Origin of the sequence: Bradyrhizobium sp. SZCCHNS1050 (assembly GCF_032484785.1) — a bacterium.
In the GTDB taxonomy this organism is placed as follows: domain Bacteria; phylum Pseudomonadota; class Alphaproteobacteria; order Rhizobiales; family Xanthobacteraceae; genus Bradyrhizobium.
This window is the reverse complement of the sequence record NZ_JAUETR010000001.1, coordinates 3,378,793-3,396,791: the sequence shown is the minus strand read 5'-3', so window position 1 is coordinate 3,396,791 and position 17,999 is coordinate 3,378,793. Positions and strand designations below refer to the sequence as shown.

Below are 17,999 nucleotides of genomic sequence, written 5' to 3'. Positions count from 1 at the left end.
TCCATCCAGATGAGAAAGCTGCTGTTCCAGAGTCTCGTGCAGATGCCGTTGACGGAGCCGGCGCCGTCGGCCGACGACCGGGCATTTGCAGAAGTGGGCGCTGCGCTGGAGCGGGCGGCCCGCCGACGCCTTGGCCGGTCGCTGTCGATCCGCGAAGTCGACGCCGGCTCCTGCAACGGCTGCGAGCTGGAAATTCATGCACTCAACAACGCCTATTACGATCTCGAACGCTTCGGCCTCCGCTTCGTCGCCTCACCGCGCCACGCGGACGTGCTGCTGGTGACTGGGCCGGTGACGAAGAACATGCGCATGGCGCTGGAGCGGACCTACAACGCAACACCAAATCCGAAGTGGGTCGTGACCGTGGGCGACTGCGCCCACGACGGCGGGTGCTTCGCCGGCAGCTATGCCGTGGTGGGGGGCGTGGGAGAGGTCGTGCCGGTCGATCTGCATGTCCCGGGGTGCCCGCCGGCTCCGCTCGAAATTCTCCGCGGGCTACTGGCTCTTCTCGAACGCGTTGCTTCGGCCACGCCATAGCCATCTCGACGGCTTCGATGATTTATAGGACCTCAGAGGCATTGGCGGAGAGGGAGTCCGCGCGGATCGAGAAAATTGTCATTGCACCTCAAGCGCTTAGGTAGATCTCATTGCAGGCTGCCCTTTGCTTCACCCCCATCAGAACGGCGGATTGTACCGGAAAACGGCGAACGATCACGGGCAATTGCTGACCCGATCAGGGAGGTCAGGGGCGTGATCCGAGCTTCGATGTCCTTGCGCGCCGGAGTAGCGCTATCCGCAGCCATCATGAGGGTGGGCTTCCCAAAAGAGCAACGGTAACTCTGCCCAAGCCGACCACCGGACAGATCCTTGACGGGACCGCTGGATGATCTATGGCGCGAGGCGGATCGCGGATCAACCACCGCTGGAATGTCGCGGCGCGAGTCCCCCTGCTCCACCTGCACTTTTCACGTCCTCCGCCCGTCGGGGCAGATTAACAACGGTCCTAGTCACCGGAAACCAAGGCCAATTCCCGAGCTTCGACAGCTGGCTCCAGAGGCCGCCAGGCGAAAATAGCGCCATGAGAAGGGTCAACAGACCAAGCGCAACAAGATAGGTCGCGCCGTACTGGCCAAGAAACCGCGTAGCGAAGAAATACAGCAGCGCTCCGATGATAGGCCCTTCCAACCTCCCTACACCACCGACCATCACGCTGAAAATGCAGATTGACGACCAATAGGGGTCGAAACCTGCGTCGGGCGTGATACGCAGTTGGGCGGCGTAGTACAATGCCCCAGCCATTCCCGTTCCGGCCGCAGCCAGCATCCAGATCATCAGGCGGATTCTCTTGACGTTGACGCCTTGGCTCGCTGCCGCGACCGGCTCGTCGCGGATCGCCATGACAGCGAGACCGAAGCGCGAGCGCAGGAGCGCGTAGGACCCTCCGACCGTGCACAACAGCAGGAGTGAGCTCATGATCGTCAGACCCAAAGCTCGTTGATCCGCCGTGTACTGCGCCATCACGCGCAGTGACATGCCTGAGCCGCCGTTCACATAGGGGATATTTGCCGTGAGCAGCCTAAGTGCTTCAGCGAATACCCACGTTCCGATGGCGAAATAGGGCCCGTCGAGTCGACGCAACAGGACATAGGCCGGGACCGAAACCACAGCTGCAGCGAAAGCGCTCAGTGGTACCGTCAAGAACGGATTGAAGCCCATGTTGTTGGCCAGTACGAAAAGAGTGTAGCCGCCGACCCCGATGAATGCCTGCTGGCCGACCGATACCAGTCCGGCATATCCAGCAAGCAAGTTCCACATCTGGGCGATCGCCACGAGACAGCTCAATTCGATCGCCCATCGAATGTGACCGTTGCTCGCCCAATACGGCATGGTCGGAATGGCCACGAGGATCAACACACTGACCGCCAGCGCAATGACGCTAGAAGTCGTCTGCCGCCACAAAATTACGTTGGAATCAGGCATCGATTTGCTGGCTGCTCAGGTGCGGGACATCAGGCCCTGCGGACGCAAGGCGAGCACGAGTAGAAAAACGATATGACCGGACAGGATGCCCCATCCCGGATCGGCACGAGAGCCGACCACCTGCGCGATGCCCACGATCATGGCCCCGAGAAATGCGCCACTGATATGGCCCATCCCTCCGATGATGACGGCTTCGAACGCGTAGATGAGCTGAGCGCCACCATCCGCCGGGGCCACGGTCGTGCGCGTCGCCTGGCAAAAGGCTGCTGCGCCGAGAATGCCAACTGCAATGGCGGTAGCGACTGCATAGACTCCTTTGGTGTCGACCCCCGATAGAGTTGCAGCCTCTCCGTCGGCCGCAGCCGCCCGCAAGGCACGTCCGAACTTCGTGAATTGCAGTGCCAGATGAAGGCAGGCCGTTAGTGCGACCGCGAAGGCAAACACGCAGAGCGGGAGGACTCCCACATAGATGGAACCCAGTTCGATCGACATGGACGAGAGCGCACCAAGCGAAAGCGATCTCGTATCGGCCGACCAGATCTGCAGCATCAGGTTCTGCAACGCGATCGACAGGCCGAATGTTGCAACGAGGGATGGCAGCGGATCGGCCTTGACGACTCTATTCAGGACTCCACGCTGAAGAGCCCACCCGATGAGAACACCAACCGGCACCAGCAGAAAGGGTGCAACAAGCGGCGACACTCCGAGCACGCTGACAAGAGATATTCCGAGCAGCGCCAGCAGGATGACGAGATCGCCATGCGCGATGTTGACGATTCGCATCACACCGAACATCAACGCCATTCCCAGAGCATACTGGGCATAGAGCCCGCCCAGAAGAGCACCTTGAACGAGCGCGTCCAGCCACCTCATGAATGTGCTCCAAAGTATGCGCGGGAAATCTCCTCGAGACCGATCTCGCGCGACGGACCGGAGAGCGTCACCCGCCCTTCCAGCATGCAAAAGAGGAAATCACTCGAGGATTTTGCGAGAGACACGTCCTGCTCAACGATCACGATCGACGTGCCGCTCGCACGGATCTCTGGAAACTTCTGATAGATCTCTTTGACGACCTTGGGCGCGAGACCCAGTGAGATCTCGTCACAAAGAAGCAAGCGAGGCTGTGCCAGCAGCGCACGGCCTATTGCAACCATCTGCTGCTGCCCGCCCGACAGTCTTTCGACCAGCTCGCGACGGCGCTCCTTCAATGCCGGGAACAGCTCATGGATTCGCGGAATCGTCCATCGCGATGCCGGCTCGACATCCGTTCGCGCCCGGTCAAGGCAGACGCGCAGATTGTCCTCCACCGTCATTCCCCTGAACAATCTGCGCCCTTCAGGAACCATCGCGAGACCTTTGCGCACCAGGGCGTGCGCCGGACGATTCGCAGTCGCTTCGCCTGCGAATGCGATCCTGCCGGCGCTGGGAGTTACGAGACCTGTGATGGCCTTCAAGAGCGTGCTCTTGCCCGCGCCATTCGCGCCGATCAGCGCGATAACTTCGCCGGCTGCGATTTCAAGATCGACATTGAAGAGCGCTTGAAAGTCGCCGTAACCCGCACACAGATTGCGCACCTCAAGGATTGCGGTCATGCCTCCATCCCCATGTACGCTCGACGAACCTCCGGATCAGCCATGACGTCACCTGGCCTGCCGTCCGCAATCTTGGAGCCGAAATCGAGAACCATCATGCGGTCTGCGACCGTCATCAAGGCGTGGACAACGTGCTCGATCCAGATGATCGTCACGCCGCTATGTTGGATCTTCCGGATCAGCAGGACCAGATCCGCAGCTTCTTCATCGGTCAGCCCGCCCGCGATTTCGTCCAGCAGCAGCAGCTTCGGCTGACCCGCCAAGGCTCGCGCCAGCTCAAGTCTCTTGCGGTCGAGAAGGGTCAGCGAGCCTGCCGGGCGGTTCGCCTGGGAAGACAGACCACAATCCTCAAGCACCGTCAGGCAGGTCCGAGACGAGTCCCGCTCCGATTTCCCCGCCGAGAACATCGCCGAGACCAGAAGATTCTCAAAAGCCGTCATGGCCCCGTACGGGCGCGGGATCTGATAGGTCCTTCCAATCCCAAGCGCAGCTCGTCGATGGGCTGGCAGCTTCGAAATGGGCCGGTCCGTGAGTGTGATCTCGCCGGAGCTCAATGCGAGGTCACCGCTGATCAGATTGAAGAGGGTGGTCTTCCCTGCTCCATTTGGACCAAGCACCCCCAGGACCTCGCCTGCTCGGACGTCAAGGTCGACATTCTTGACGACATGCAAGCCGGCAAACGATTTCGAAACGCCACGAGCTGACAGCAGGACCGCGCCCGAGGCGCGGTCCATTCGTTCAACGGCCATGGGGTTCACCACGACATGGGCCGAAGTTTGCCTTCGGGCTCCATGATCGGATAGAGCGAGGTCTCCACGATCTTGAGATCGAAGGGACGCTTGTCGCCCTTGAGCCACTGGCCACCGAGGATCGGCGTCTTGGAAACGTTCGGGTGCACGCCACCGAACTTCACCGGACCAACCAGCGTATGCAGATCCGTCGTCTTGAGCGCATCCCGAATCGCCCCGCGATCCAGCGGATCTTGGCTCCGCCGCAGTGTATCGATGATGACCTCCCAAATGGCGTGCGAGTATCCGAGCGGCTGGGTCCATTGCTTGCCAGTCGAGCTCTCCCACTTTGCCGCAAGTTCCGCGGACGTCTCGCCGGTCAGCGATGATTTGTACGGGAAAGAGGGTGTCCACCACACCTCGGTGCTCATTCCCGTTCCCAGCGGACCGATTGCTTCGACCGCAGACGGGAAGAGCAGCCCCGCTGCAGCTGTGACGACACGCGGCTTGCAGTTTTGCTGCGCCGATTGCAGCACGTAGGTCTTCAGGTCGCCCGGATAGACGAGGCCTCCGAGAATATCGCAGCCCGCCTTCTTGAACTCCGCGATCTGCGCAGAATAGTCGTTGGTGCGAGGCTGAAACTTGCTTGGCGCCGTGACCTCGAAGCCAGCCTTGCGCATCGATGGCGGCAGTCCGATCTTCTCGTCGCCCCAGACCTCGCCGTCCGTATTCCTGGGAAGAAGCAAGCCGACCTTGTGATTGCTTTCGGTGGATCTCCAAATGTTGACATAGGTGGCAATGATGTCCTCAAGGCCCCAGAAGAAATGGTAAGTCCATTGAAACTGGCCGCCGCCGCGCGGCATGATCACGGCTTGCCACGGCGCCGTCGATGAGACACAGGGAACGCCGTAGAGCTCGGATTGCTCCGACACTGGGAGCGTCACGTCCGTCGTCGAGGCCGGCACCATGAGGTGGACCTCTCCATTCTGGATCAATTCGCCGGCGAGCTCGGAGGCGCGATTGGGGTTCGACTGTGCGTCACGGTCGAGGATCTCGATTGGATACTTCTTGCCCCGGATTTCGAGACCGTCTCCGAGGAACTTACGAATCCAATTGAGAGCATATTCGTCGGTCTCGCCGAATTGACTGAGCTGCCCGGTCCGCGGACTCACAAATCCGATCTTGATCGTGCCGGACGACTTCGCCCGCAAAACTGCGGGGGCTGCAAGCGCCGCCACACCCGCCGCCAAGACCGACCGACGCGTCATACCTGTGAGACGCTTACTGTCCATATTCCCCCTCCTGTGTTTCTTTGGCCATGCTTCTTGACCTGCATTGCCCGCCATATCCGCACCCGCGACAAGCCTGTGCTGGGCCGGCTCGCTGAAGAAGCGGCTCGGTTTCATAGCCGAGGCTCCCCGCGTTGTCCCAAGCCAGAACCATGCATGTCGCTGTGAGCAAAACGATCGGCCGCTCTGGATCAAACCGCCTCGCAACAGCTTCCGCGACGTTCATGTAAAGGTGCCAGCCTCAATTCAAGTGGAGGATTCCGATGCCCGAGGCGGCGACAAAAGAGTTCTGGAGAAACATCAAGCCGATTGAAAAGATCTTCCAGCCAGACGCGCAACCTGAAGTCTACATTCCGAACGCGCCCATCAACGACGAGCGCTATTACGTCCCACTCACGGAAACCGTTTCAACGCGTCCCCTCTGGATCTCACCGTCGCAAAACCGATGGTGCGACATCCTGATGGCCAAGAAGGCCGGGTTAGTAAATCGCCACTACCATCCTCATCAGGTTTTCGCCTACACGATTTCCGGCAAGTGGGGCTATCTCGAGCACGACTGGACCGCGACCGCGGGTGATTTCGTCTACGAAACCCCCGGCGAAGGTCATACGCTGGTCGCGTATGAGAGTGATGAGCCGATGCGGGTTCAGTTCAATGTGACCGGCCCCCTCATCTGGCTAAACGAGAATGGTGATCCAGACGGCTATTTCGACGTGCACACGTACATCGATCTGGCCCGCAAACACTACGACAAGGTCGGCATCGGCGCGGCCTACATTGACAAGCTGTTCCGCTGAGGTTCACCGTGGACGACCGTCGGTTTGCCGCCGCCGTTTGGTATGGCGCGCGAGATATCAGAGTAGAGGCTCGACATAGCGCCGCGCTCTCAGCCCATGAACTTCGCATCAAGGTCGCAAAATGCGGAATTTGTGGAAGCGATCTCCACGAATACGTGAATGGGCCTCACGCGATTCCGGTCCTGCAGGAGCATCCGTTATCGCGGCGCAAGGCGCCGATCGTGTTGGGGCACGAGTTCTGCGGCACTGTGAGCGAGGTGGGCAGCAGTGTGACCGGCTTCCGCATGGGGCAACGGGTCGTCGTCGAGCCGGAGTACCGATGCGGAAGCTGCAGCGCTTGCCAACGCGGGGACTACAATCTTTGCGAGTCGATGGGCTTTGCCGGGCTCATGGGCGATGGCGGCATGGCCGAGGAGGCGACGATTCCTGCCTACATGGCCCACGCGCTACCTGATGAGGTCTCCTTTACCCAGGCTGCCATTCTCGAACCTGCAGCCGTCGCCCTTCACGCCCTGCGGCGGAGCGGCTTGGGTGCCGGGATGCGTTGTGCGGTGGTGGGCGCTGGCCCCATTGGACTCTTGATCGTTCAACTGGCAAAGCTCGCGGGTGCGCGCGAGATCGCAGTCAGCGATCTTTCCGATGCGCGCCTCCAGATGGCCGCTGACCTTGGTGCGACAATCGCGGTGAATACCAATCGTGATTCTCTGTCCGACCATGTCCAGGACGTCGACATCTCTTTCGAAGCCGTCGGCGTTCAGTCGACCCTCACAGGTGCGTTCGAAGTGTTGCGAAAGGGCGGGCGTCTTGTCCTTGTTGGCCTTTTCGGGAAACCGCCTACCGTGAACGCTTTCGGCTTGGTGAATCGGGAAATCGATCTCATCTCAAGTGTCGGCTACCGGCACGTTTACCCGGATCTCATCGCCCTGGTCGCTGCTGGCCTGTTCGATCCGTCACGCATCGTAACGCGACAAATCCAGCTGGGAGACGTCGTGCGAGATGGCTTCGAGCGCTTGCTGAGCAACCCGGCCGACGTGAAAATCATCGTAACTCAAGGATGATATTGACTAGGGTTGACAGGGCCGGAGAACACAATTTTCGGTCGTTTGGAGCGAGCGTTCGACTTGTCCTGCTTTTGTGAAGGCAAGCGGACGGCATCATGGCCATTGAAGCGGTTGGCGCGACCGGTTAGCATATCGAAAAATATGCGGGTATGACCGGGAGGGGACATGCAAGCAGCCTGCCTTGCGGAGGGCCGCGCGGGACGGCCTATCAAATTTGATACCGCTGCGGTTCCTCCGCCCCGGCGTATCAGCTTCTGGGAAGAGAAGTGCGCTGACAGGGTCGTCGGGCTTCGGTGCACGTCGCTTGAGCCAACCGGGCTTCAGGCCCAGTTTCAATACGTCGATTTTGGCGCAATGAAACTGATCGATATCGCGGGTGGGCAGCATGTCGTCGAGCGCACTCCCGACCTGATCCGCAGGGTCGAGAAGGATGCGGTATTCCTTACCCTCCTGAGCCGCGGCAAGGCGTTCGTCAACAGGGCCAACGACTGTCTCGTACTTAACGAGGGAGACTGCGTTCTCTACGACACCAATCAACCCTACATGCACGGCTTCCCGGGGGACATGCGGCACGTCATATTCGAGCTTCGCGGTGATGACTTTCGGCAACGCTTCCCTGCCTGGAATCTCAGCAAGACGTTCTGTTTCGATGGTGCGGTTGGAGCCGGCCGATATGTATCAGAGAGTCTGCGAAAGATCCTGCGGCGGCATCATCCGTTTGCTGAGGACTGCGATCTCGATCAGACGATAGAAGATGAGGTTTGGAAAGGACTGGAACTTGCCTATGAGACTATCAGAGGCAGCCGTACAAACTATCAGCTGCTGACGATAGAGCGGATCAAGCAGCTTATCATGGCTAATCTTCGCAATCCGAAGCTGGGGCCGAAATTTATAGCCGACGAAATGGGGCTTGGCGTACGCCAGCTTCATCGGCTTTTTGGAGATGAGCCAGAGTCTCTTTCTGAGACGATCATGCGTTTGCGACTCGAACGCTGCAAGGAGTATCTCCTCAGGCGCGATCCCCTGAAGGCATCGGTTTCGGAGATTGCTTACTATTGGGGATTTACGAATCTCGCGCACTTCTCTCGGAGGTTTGCGAAGGAGTTTGGGTTCGCTCCATCGAAGATTCGTCCCTAGTCGGCCTGGCCAAACGCCAGGATTTTGGACGCGTTTCGACACAGCGACAATTGGCGTGCGGCATGTACTCATCGTTGCCACATGTGCCCTTCGATTCCTGGTCAGAAGCTTGAAGCCCCTCCGGCCAGGACTCCCAGGCGAGCGAATTGACATCCTCGCGAACGTCGCGGCACTTGCCCGCGATCCGACAGGCCAAGAGGTCGTACGCGTCTGCCCGTGTCACGGCGAGATATGTCATCTGCGGAACAGCAAGTGAGGTCCTACCACCGCACATTGTCCTATCGATCGTACGTTGCTGAGAGCAGCCCAACCGGCTTTCACAATTTGGCAACCGCGCAATATCGCCCGCGAAGCAGCCCATGATCGGAGACTGGTAAAATCGTACAACTGGCGGATAGAGTGTCCGCACATTCGAGGCAGATTTTAGTTTCGCATCAGGCTCTTAGACGGATCTTGGCATCAGCTGCCACTGCTTCACCCACATCATAGCGCCGAATTGCAGCGGAAAACGGCAAACGATTAAGGCTGAATGTGAAGGCCGTGTCACGGTGGGGTGTGGTCGGAGCCTCTCAATACGCCCGCGAGTCGATCGCAGCAGCACCCGTTGGCGGCATGAGTCATGAATCGACAGCCAATCCTTCTCCCCGAGTCCCCCAACACCTTGTGAGAGCACGCATTCAGGGCCCACGCGCGAGTACCGACGCTAGTCCCCTCCAATGCGTTCTACTCGTCTAGGTCCGAAGGCGTCTGGGTTTGGTCCCTACGCCAAGTTCGGCGGCGTCGCACGAACCGGCTATGTGACATTCGCAGATGCAGTTACATGATGTCCCGCGCCAACTCACCGTTTCGGGATGCCACCGCTTGTGTCAGATCTTCGTGTTGATGCAGGCTCTGTTTCAATTCGTCATGTGTGTACAGTTGAAACGACCGTGTGATAATCGGCATTTCGATCAGCGTATCCAGGATTGTCCACAATCGAGGCGCACCAGCGCTGTCGAGAAGAAGGTGGTGGAACGCGCGGTTGGCTTCCTGAATCCTGACGATCGACTGCGGGCCTGATTTAGCGATCGCGCCGGCCATCCGTCGATTGCAGGACTCCAATTGCTTGGCAAGCTCGTCTGAACCGCGCTCCGCGGCAAGCTGAGCCGCCAGCGGCTCGAGCAGTATTCTGATGACGCATGCGATTGCCACTTTCACGTCATGGATGCGTCCTTTCCTAGTCTAGCCAACGCGCACGTGTCGAACCGGACGGCGACCGTCGAGCAGTATCGGGTGTTCGCTGACCAGCTAGGGACGTCCCGAGGTGTTATCGTGCAACCGTCATTATACGGCACGAACAACGGCTGCACGCTGAAGGCGCTGTCGAGGTTCGAGGGGCGCGTCCGCGCGATCATCGTCATCGACGAAACAGCATCGTCCCTGGATCTGGCCCGCTGGAACGAAACGGGGATCCGCGGCATCAGGTTTAACCAGGTGCAAGCCGGCGCAACAACCATGAGCATGATGAAGCCACTTGCCGACCGAATAGCGGAGCTCGGCTGGCATGTTCAGCTTCACATGAGGGCTCACGATCTCATGGGCTTTGAAGACCTGCTCAATTCTCTCCCTACAGATCTCGTGCTGGATCATGTCGGTCGAGTAAAGCTACCGCAGTTCGAGCCCGACCCTGGTTGGCGAGTTATTTTGCGTCTCCTCAACAAGGGGCGTACTTGGATCAAGCTATCGGGTCCGTATCACGAGGATAGGGCGTCCGGTCCGGGTTACGCCAACGCGGTTGCGATCGGGCGGCGGCTGGTCGAGATTTCAGAGGATCGATTGGTGTTTGGGTCGGATTGGCCGCATGTCACAGAGACAGCCGCGCCCGCTGCAAAGGATGTCAGCGCGTACTTGATGGCGCGTGCAACGACCGATACGCGGTTGAGATGCTGGTACATCGAGATCGCGTGGGTGCTCGTCCCCTTGGCGCCTCTTCCACGCGATGCGTGGAAAACTGGCGCGGTGGCTGCTGGAGCTTTGGCAATGCCTGCGACATGAGCCGTCGCAATCCTTGCAAACTGAAATGCCTCGGAGCGAGCTGCCAGAGCCGGTGGCGGCTCGGCACTGGTCGCTTTCGAGAGGAGGTCCGTTAGCTCGTAGAGCCGTGGGATGCCTCGCTCGGTAAACAGTTTTGTTTGGACGATTGCCCGATGAAGGGCTTGTCGGGCAATGAACAGGGTTAACACCTGCTTAGTCGCACGAAATATGCTAGCGGCGTCAGCGAGAATGTAGAGTTTCGGGAGCATCGCCAGTCTCCCTTTCATTGTGTAACGAAGTGCCAGCGATGCTCATTCGTCGCGGAGGCGATCAGGTCCAGGCGGAGCCCCAAGAGCTGGCATATCACCGAGGATCGACCTGGAAGCCGCCTCGGCGCGCTTTCGATGCGTCAATTGTGCTGGCGCGACACTCGCAGTCTTCTCACGTCGGCCTAAACACGAATATGTCGGACGCCCGGCTCCTATTAAGCGCTTCGTCATCGAGCGATGAATTCAACCAACCTATGAAGCACGAATAATATCGTCACGGAGATTGCGGGCAGCGAGCGCGAACAGAGATGCGCCGAGCAGTGTTGTCAGGCTCGCGGATAGAAGAGAGTAGCGTATCGCATCGACACCGAAATCGTCCTTCAGCACATCATTGATCAACCCCACGGTGAGCGGCCCGAGGCCCTGACCGAAGCACGTGCCTGTCAGCAGAAGGATGGCCGCAGACAACGCCCGCATGTTGGGACGGGAAACAGTCTGGCCGATAGCGAAGATCGGTCCGAGATGAAAGCCGATCAGGAACGAGGCAAGCGCAAGCAGGGTAAGCATCGAGGGAAAGCTGTCAGTCAGCATACAGACAGCAAAGACGGGTCCAGCCAGCGCCGACATCACCGCCGGTGCCCATAGCTTCCAGCGATCATCCCGCTGACTGATCCGCGTAACGACGAGACCGCCAGCCAGCGTGCCGGCCATCCCGCAAAGGCCCTTGAAGGTGCCGGCATAGAACCCGATCTCGGCACTGCTAAGATGGTGCACGCGTGACAGGAAGGGTGGGGTCCAAACCGACGTGGCATAGCTCGTGAACGAGGTCAGGCAGAAGCCGATCAGCACGATGACAAAGCTGCGTTGTTTGGCCAGGAAGCGCAGGGTCGGTCCGATCGTCCCAGACGCGACGCTGGCGGCGGAGGCCGTGCCGCGCGGCGGCTCTGGCACGGTGAACCAGAGCACGATGGCGAGCAAGAGGCCTGGCAGGCCAGCGGAACAGAACGCGGCACGCCACCCGTAATGTTGGCTCATATAGCCGCCAATGAAATAGCCCAGGAAGACGCCGAGATAGGTACCGACGGCGTAGATGCCGAGCGCGCGCGGCCTCTCATTCTTGCTGAACATGTCGGAGATCAGCGACTGCGATGCCGGAGTGCCGGCCGATTCGCCAATGCCGACACCGATCCTAGCAGCGGCGAGCCCCGCTAGGCTCTGCGCGATCCCGCAAAAGCAGGTCATCGCACTCCAGAACGCCAGGGCTAACGCAATAATGTTACGCCGGTTGAGCCGGTCGGCAAGCCGTGCAATCGGAAGACCGAGAAGTGAGTAAAATAGCGCAAAGCCAAAGCCAGCGAGCAGGCCCATAATTGTGTCGCTGAGCGCGAACTCCCTCTTTATGGGTTCGATCAGCACGTTGAAGATAGTGCGGTCGAGGAAGTTCAGGCCATAGACGATCGTTAGCAACCCAAGTACGAAATAGCGCCGCGTTGGCGGCGTAAGAGTGGCGGCGCGCGCAGTCGCCGCCGATGAGGCGAGATCGGCCACTTGTTTCCTCCGGATTCTAATTGGGCTCGGGGCGCTTACGTCGCGCTCTCTTGTCTTATCGCGTCACGATGCAGCTCAGGCTTCCCGCATGTAGTTGCCCGCATCGAAAATGATCGGCTCTGCAGCCGGGTCGAATGAGACCCCAACTGGATCGCGGCCCGCGGCCATCGCGTCGAGCTGATCGTTGAGCAAGCGTCGGAGCATGACGATTCCACGGTCAGTCTGGCCGAAATGCTCTTCGGAATGGATCGTCACCGCGCCCTGCCCGACCTGGGCCTCATAGTCGCCCGGAAATTTCTGGTGCTCCTCTTCGGTCATGTCCCACCAGAACTTGCCGTTGAATTTGGAGCGCATGCGACCGGTATCACCCGGATTTTTAGCCCGCCCGGCGACGTAGATGCGGAACGAGGTGTCGTCGATCGGAAGCACCCAGCCGATGGATTCGACACGCGCGAACTCTGCGACTCGCGGGTTCGGCACGACCCGCAGCGTCGGCAGCACAGCTTGGGCAATGCGATAGAACAACTTGCCATCGTCCTGCCTCCGCGTCGAACGGACCGAGACTGCGGAGGCAGACATCTCGAACGTCACGTCGGGGATCGAGGCCATCATGTTAGTGAATTGCGGCCCGCTGAATGAGCCGTGCAGAACCGGAACGTGATAGGGGTCGACCACGTTCTCGAAATGCTGCAGCCAGTTGCACGGAATCACGGCCGGTCCGCCGCCACCGATTGAGCTGTCATCGGCCTCGACGAACTCTCCGGGATCGAGTTGCTCGAGGCATTCATAGCGCGGCAGCACCGGCCTCTTTTCGGCTGGCCCCATATAGGCAAAGATCAGTCCGTAGCGCTCCTCGACCGGATACCAAGGCTGCCTTACCCGCTCCTTGAACAGACCGCCTTCGGGCTCGCAGGGTTGTTCCATGCAGCGCCCCTCATGGTCGAACTTCCAGCCGTGATAGCAGCAGCGGATGCCGTCTTCCTCGACCTTGCCGTAGTACAGCGTAGTGCCGCGGTGGCAGCAGCGCGCGCGCAAAAGGCCGGCTCGCCCAAGCCTGTCCCGGAACAGCACCAGATCTTCCGCAAGCGCGCGCACTCTCTTCGGAGTGTCACCGGCGTCAGCGGCTAAGCCGATCGGATGCCAATAACGGCGCAACAGTTCACCCATCGGGGTGCCGCGCCCCACCATCGTCAGCTCAGTCCGCGTTGCGGCGGCTCGTAACGCATAGCCGGTGCCGAGCTCACGATCCGTTTGGCTGATAGTCATTGGCATTTCCCCGTTTGGCCAGTCTTGCAGAGACCGGGCTTTTAAGCTTTCGCCGATCAAATCCGAGACCGATGACAATGTCAACGATCTTTCGAATTGGCAGCCGCGACCTTTGCTGGCAAAGCATCACCATGAAGAAAGCAGCTGCTCCTCGACGCCACCAGGTTGACGCGACGCCGGAACTGGACGACGGGGGGCTTGCGCCGATCACCGCGATCATGTCGTCCCGCATCATCGTCCTCGCGAACCTGCTTCGGCGGGGTGCTGTCCTTCGCTACAAAAGACTCGTTGGGCTATCCTCGGTCGAGTTCGGGATTTTGGCATCGCTGGGCCGGCGCCGCCCGATCAGCGTTGCCAAGCTTGCCGCAAGCGTCGGCATGGACAAGGGGCAGATCAGCCGCGCACTGGCTGAGCTGGTCCGACGAGGGCTGATCTGCAAGACCGTTAATGAGAAGGACACACGGGAAATTCTGGTGTCGCTCTCCCAAGCAGGGCGCGCCGTGCACGACACTATCCTTTCCGCAGCCGTCGAGCGCAACCGGCGCTTGCTGAAGGATCTTAGCAAAGAGGAGCTGCAGACCTTGCAGCGGCTGATCGAGCGTCTGACGACAGTCGCGACGGAGATGCTGGCCGACGAGCAGGACTCATGATAGCAGCGCTCGTTTGGCGCGAACAACCGCAGCTTTCCTGATAGGATCAGGAGCGATTGACGTCACGTCAGCTGGCCCCTGGCTCGGAGCTAAGCATTCGGCGCAGCTACGTGAGCGGTCGAACAGCACAGGTCGGACGTGACAACGGGGCACTACTTGTCGATAGACAATTCAGGCCCGCACGTCCAACCAAGCGTTGACGTCGAGATGCCACACATCAACCTATCCCGACAAAGCGCGTTGCCTAGTCGACACAGCGCACGTTAGCAGGGGAGGGCGACACGCTAGGACGGCGTGCAGCCGGGCTTGCGCACGAGTCGGCTTGACTTCAAACAACGAGCGACCAACCAAAAAAAACGTACTCTATCGAATGTCCGAAGGGCGCGGATGCTGTCGCGCAGGTTGGCGGTCAAGCCGGCAGGCGTAGGCGTCTGAGCGTGCGGATTTACTTCCCCCGAGCACCGCTCGCGAGGCCAACTCGCAGATCCCTCAAAGGACGTCGTCCATCTCCGCTCGCATGAGTGCCGCTTCGATCGTATCGCGCGTCTTGCCGATATGTGCCGTCATTACGCTGACCGCGCGCTCAGTGTCGCGTGCGAGCGCCGCCTTCATCAGTGCGCGGTGCTCGCCCGCGGCATCGCGGTTGCCGCGATCGGTCTTGCGGGCGAGGTCGAGATAGCGCTCATTATGCGCGGCCAGCAGATCGCGCACCCGCATCATCCAGGCGCTGCCGCAGGCCTGGGCCAGGGCAGCATGAAAGTCGCCATGCGCCAGAGTCCAGGCCGGCGAGAAGCTGCCATCGTCGGCCTGGATCGGCGTCGAAGCCAGCCTGTGATGGGCGGCCACGATCGCTGTTTCCCAGGCGAGGTCACCTTGGGCGATGGCACGCCGCAGGCATTTGGTTTCGATCTCGATGCGCATGTCGCTGAGGTCGCGCAGGTCAGCAACCGACACCGGCGCGACGCGGAAGCCGCGCTGCGGCATTGCCGTGACCAGCCCTTCCGCCGTCAGGCGCGCCAGCGCCTCGCGGACCGCCCCTGGGCTGACGTCGAAGGAGGATCCGAGCTCGCTGATCTTCAGCTTCTCTTCCGGGCGGAAGTGGCCTGCGAGCAGGCCGGCGCGGAGCTGCTCATAGACGGTCTGGGTGGCGCTTCCGGACATACGTTCGCTCTTGATGGCTGCCCCTACCATAGCACAACAAAGTATACTTTACCTATAAAATATATTTTCCTTGCCCTGATGCCAAGCCCCTCCTATGGTGACGCACGAGGACCGCCACCAATGCGGCCGATCAGAGAGGTGTCCATGCGAAGCGCCATCGCAGCCGCGGGGTTGCTGATCGTCACATCCGCGCTCTGTATGCCAGCCCGCGCCGAGGATCAGCCCGGCGTCTCCGCCACCGAGATCCGCATTGGACAGACCATGCCCTACAGCGGGCCGGTGTCCGCCTTCGGCATCCTCGGCAAGGGCGAGGTGGCCTATTTCAAGATGATCAACGACCGCGGCGGCATCAACGGCCGCAAGGTCAACCTGATCTCGCTGGACGACAGCTACGTGCCGCCCAAGACCGTGGAGCAGACGCGACGTCTGGTCGAGAGCGACGAGGTGTCGTTCATCTTCTCGACCATGGGCACCGCGCACAACACCGCGATCGCCAAGTATCTCCAGGGCAAGAAGGTGCCGCAGCTGTTCGTGGCCTCGGGCGCCTCGAAGTTCGGCGACCCTGCGCAATTTCCTCTGGCCTTGATGGGCGTGATGGCGCCGTTCCGCAACGAAGCGCGGATGTATGCGCGCTACGCGCTGCAGAAGAAGCCGGATGCGACCTTCGCGATCCTGGCGCAGAACGACGATTTCGGCCGCGACTATCTCGCCGGGCTGAAGGACGTGCTCGGCGAGCGCTTCGACACCGCGGTGACGGTGGCGAGCTACGAGGCGACCGAGCCGACCATCGACTCGCAGATCGTTAAGTTGAAATCGACCGGAGCCGATGCGCTGATCATCGCCGCGACGCCGAAATTCGCCGCGCAGGCGATTCGCAAGACCTATGAAATCAGCTGGCGGCCGATGACCTTCCTGACCAACGTCTCGGTGTGGATATCCTCGGTGATGGAGCCGGCCGGCCTAGAGGCCGGCACCGGCATCATCTCGACCGCCTATGTCAAGGACCCTCTCGATCCGGTCTGGGCCGACGATGCCGGCGTCAAGGGCTGGCGCGAGTACATGGCGAAATATGTACCCGACGGCGACATCCGCGATTCCAACTACGTCAACGGCTACAACAACGGCATGGTGCTCGAGCACGTGCTCAAGGCCGCCGGCAACGATCTGTCGCGCGAGAACATCCTCAAGCAGGCGCTGTCGATCAAGGACCTGGAGCTGCCGATGCTGCTACCCGGCATCAAGGTCAACACTTCCGAGAGCGATCACCTGCCGGTCGAGCAGGTGCAGTTCATGCGTTTCACCGGCAAGCAGTGGGAGCGGTTCGGCGAGGTGCTGTCGACCAAGTAGGCCCCCTTCGACGATGGAGATTGACTGCAACATCGCGCACCATCTGATCTCCTCAGCTTTACGGACAACGATTCCGACTCTTGCGTGCACAATGATGGAGACGAGCGTGACGACCCGCCGGAACTTTATAAAAACTGCAGTTGTAGCTGGATTAGGGAGCACAGTTCTGTCACAGGCCGACGGAGCGCACTCAACCACGGCGGAGAGTGCGGAAAGACAAATGCCGCGCGGGCTTACATTGTTGTCCTTTATTCAGGCTGATGGCAGTGAGTCGCTTGGCGTCAAGCTGTCAAACGGGATTCTTGATGTAGCCTTAGCCAGCAAGACCCTGGACTTGGTCGTGCCGACAAGCATTGACGAACTGCTCTCGCGTGGAACCGCCGCCTCGCTCGAACGTCTGGTTGCGGCGGCAAACAACAAGCCGGAGTTCTTAAAGGACGAAGGAACAATCAAGTTTGGCCGGCTCTTTACAAGCCCGGGTAAGATTATTTGCGTCGGACTCAACTACAAGGCGCACGCGGAAGAGGCCGGCGAAAAACTTCCAAAAGTTCCTGTTCTTTTCAACAAGTACAACAATACGCTTGCCGCACACAATTGCACTGTAAAATTGCCTACACCTGACGTCTCTTACAAGTTCGACTACGAAACCGAGTTGGTCGTGATCATTGGGAAGACAGCGCGCAATGTCCCAGAAACAGAGGCACTCAACTATGTTGCCGGTTATGCCGTCGGCCATGATTTCACTGCACGTGACCTCCAATTAGAGATGGGTGGCCAGTGGATGGTTGGTAAGACGCTGGATGGATTTGCTCCTATTGGACCCTATTTCGTCTCGGCCGATCTGGTCGATCCGAACAGCCTTACGATCGAGACATTCGTGAATGATGAAGTCCAGCCACGACAATCGTCGCATACCTCGAAGTTCATCTTCAATCCGCAGAAGGTGATCTCTTATGCCTCGAAACTTTTTACCCTGGAGCCAGGCGATATCATTTTTACGGGCACTCCGGAGGGCGTGATCATTGGAATGCCGAAGGAGAAGCAGGTCTGGTTGAAGGCCGGCGATAAGATCATCAGCCGGATTGAGAAGCTTGGCACACTGAAGTTTGATCTAGCATAGGAACCGTTCTTGGTACTGCGGCGGGATGCATGCATCCCGCC

Annotated in this window: 17 protein-coding genes; 8 read left to right on the top strand and 9 right to left on the bottom strand. The window is 59.8% G+C overall.

Going from position 1 to position 17,999, the window contains the following annotated elements; translation table 11 throughout:
- Window positions 1-9: 9 nt before the first annotated feature.
- A complete protein-coding gene (locus tag QX094_RS15340; RefSeq protein WP_316188004.1) occupies window positions 10-537 on the top strand; it encodes an NADH-quinone oxidoreductase subunit NuoB in 528 nt (175 codons plus the stop codon).
- A gap of 375 nt (window positions 538-912) precedes the next feature.
- Here the strand turns inward: QX094_RS15340 and QX094_RS15335 are convergent, their stop codons facing one another.
- From QX094_RS15335 to QX094_RS15315, 5 genes are read right to left on the bottom strand one after another with little or no spacing between them, the layout of a single operon-like run.
- Window positions 913-1,980, bottom strand: a complete 1,068-nt coding sequence (locus QX094_RS15335; protein WP_316188003.1) for a branched-chain amino acid ABC transporter permease — start codon at window positions 1,978-1,980, stop codon at window positions 913-915.
- 15 nt (window positions 1,981-1,995) lie between these two features.
- On the bottom strand, window positions 1,996-2,853 hold the full coding sequence (locus tag QX094_RS15330) for a branched-chain amino acid ABC transporter permease (protein WP_316188002.1): 858 nt from the start codon (window positions 2,851-2,853) through the stop codon (window positions 1,996-1,998).
- Window positions 2,850-3,572, bottom strand: a complete 723-nt coding sequence (locus QX094_RS15325) for an ABC transporter ATP-binding protein (RefSeq protein WP_316188001.1) — start codon at window positions 3,570-3,572, stop codon at window positions 2,850-2,852. Before QX094_RS15325 ends, QX094_RS15330 begins: the two co-directional genes overlap by 4 nt.
- Window positions 3,569-4,321, bottom strand: coding sequence for an ABC transporter ATP-binding protein (locus QX094_RS15320; protein WP_315715382.1), 753 nt, complete (start codon window positions 4,319-4,321; stop codon window positions 3,569-3,571). Before QX094_RS15320 ends, QX094_RS15325 begins: the two co-directional genes overlap by 4 nt.
- A 5-nt stretch (window positions 4,322-4,326) precedes the next feature.
- Entirely contained in the window at window positions 4,327-5,706 is a 1,380-nt protein-coding gene (locus QX094_RS15315) for an ABC transporter substrate-binding protein (RefSeq protein WP_315715381.1), read from the bottom strand.
- Between the two features lie 146 nt (window positions 5,707-5,852).
- Between QX094_RS15315 and QX094_RS15310 the strand changes: the two genes are divergently transcribed.
- From QX094_RS15310 to QX094_RS15300, 3 genes are all read left to right on the top strand, one after another.
- Complete coding sequence (locus QX094_RS15310) at window positions 5,853-6,386, top strand: 2,4'-dihydroxyacetophenone dioxygenase family protein (RefSeq protein ID WP_315715380.1); 534 nt, start codon at window positions 5,853-5,855, stop codon at window positions 6,384-6,386.
- 8 nt (window positions 6,387-6,394) lie between these two features.
- Complete coding sequence (locus tag QX094_RS15305; RefSeq protein WP_316188000.1) at window positions 6,395-7,444, top strand: 2,3-butanediol dehydrogenase; 1,050 nt, start codon at window positions 6,395-6,397, stop codon at window positions 7,442-7,444.
- A gap of 168 nt (window positions 7,445-7,612) precedes the next feature.
- Window positions 7,613-8,584, top strand: coding sequence for a helix-turn-helix domain-containing protein (locus QX094_RS15300; RefSeq protein ID WP_316187999.1), 972 nt, complete (start codon window positions 7,613-7,615; stop codon window positions 8,582-8,584).
- A gap of 816 nt (window positions 8,585-9,400) precedes the next feature.
- Here QX094_RS15300 and QX094_RS15295 read toward each other — a convergent pair.
- Window positions 9,401-9,781 carry an FCD domain-containing protein gene (locus tag QX094_RS15295; protein WP_316187998.1) on the bottom strand — a complete coding sequence of 127 codons (381 nt, stop codon included), beginning with the start codon at window positions 9,779-9,781 and terminating at the stop codon, window positions 9,401-9,403.
- Window positions 9,782-9,784: 3 nt separating this feature from the next.
- Between QX094_RS15295 and QX094_RS15290 the strand changes: the two genes are divergently transcribed.
- Window positions 9,785-10,618: an amidohydrolase family protein gene (locus QX094_RS15290; protein WP_316187997.1), complete on the top strand. Its 834-nt coding sequence runs from the start codon at window positions 9,785-9,787 to the stop codon at window positions 10,616-10,618.
- A gap of 500 nt (window positions 10,619-11,118) precedes the next feature.
- Here the strand turns inward: QX094_RS15290 and QX094_RS15285 are convergent, their stop codons facing one another.
- Window positions 11,119-12,414 carry an MFS transporter gene (locus QX094_RS15285; RefSeq protein ID WP_316187996.1) on the bottom strand — a complete coding sequence of 432 codons (1,296 nt, stop codon included), beginning with the start codon at window positions 12,412-12,414 and terminating at the stop codon, window positions 11,119-11,121.
- Window positions 12,415-12,489: 75 nt separating this feature from the next.
- Window positions 12,490-13,680 carry an aromatic ring-hydroxylating dioxygenase subunit alpha gene (locus QX094_RS15280; RefSeq protein WP_316187995.1) on the bottom strand — a complete coding sequence of 397 codons (1,191 nt, stop codon included), beginning with the start codon at window positions 13,678-13,680 and terminating at the stop codon, window positions 12,490-12,492.
- Between the two features lie 77 nt (window positions 13,681-13,757).
- Between QX094_RS15280 and QX094_RS15275 the strand changes: the two genes are divergently transcribed.
- The gene (locus QX094_RS15275) at window positions 13,758-14,330 is read left to right on the top strand and encodes a MarR family winged helix-turn-helix transcriptional regulator (protein ID WP_316187994.1); all 573 of its coding nucleotides are present in this window, start codon (window positions 13,758-13,760) and stop codon (window positions 14,328-14,330) included.
- 489 nt (window positions 14,331-14,819) lie between these two features.
- Here QX094_RS15275 and QX094_RS15270 read toward each other — a convergent pair whose 3' ends face one another.
- Entirely contained in the window at window positions 14,820-15,491 is a 672-nt protein-coding gene (locus tag QX094_RS15270; protein WP_316187993.1) for a GntR family transcriptional regulator, read from the bottom strand.
- Window positions 15,492-15,635: 144 nt separating this feature from the next.
- Between QX094_RS15270 and QX094_RS15265 the strand changes: the two genes are divergently transcribed.
- Together QX094_RS15265 and QX094_RS15260 are read left to right on the top strand one after the other, a co-directional pair.
- Complete coding sequence (locus QX094_RS15265) at window positions 15,636-16,838, top strand: ABC transporter substrate-binding protein (RefSeq protein ID WP_316187992.1); 1,203 nt, start codon at window positions 15,636-15,638, stop codon at window positions 16,836-16,838.
- Window positions 16,839-16,944: 106 nt separating this feature from the next.
- Entirely contained in the window at window positions 16,945-17,958 is a 1,014-nt protein-coding gene (locus QX094_RS15260; RefSeq protein WP_316187991.1) for a fumarylacetoacetate hydrolase family protein, read from the top strand.
- Window positions 17,959-17,999 lie beyond the last annotated feature (41 nt).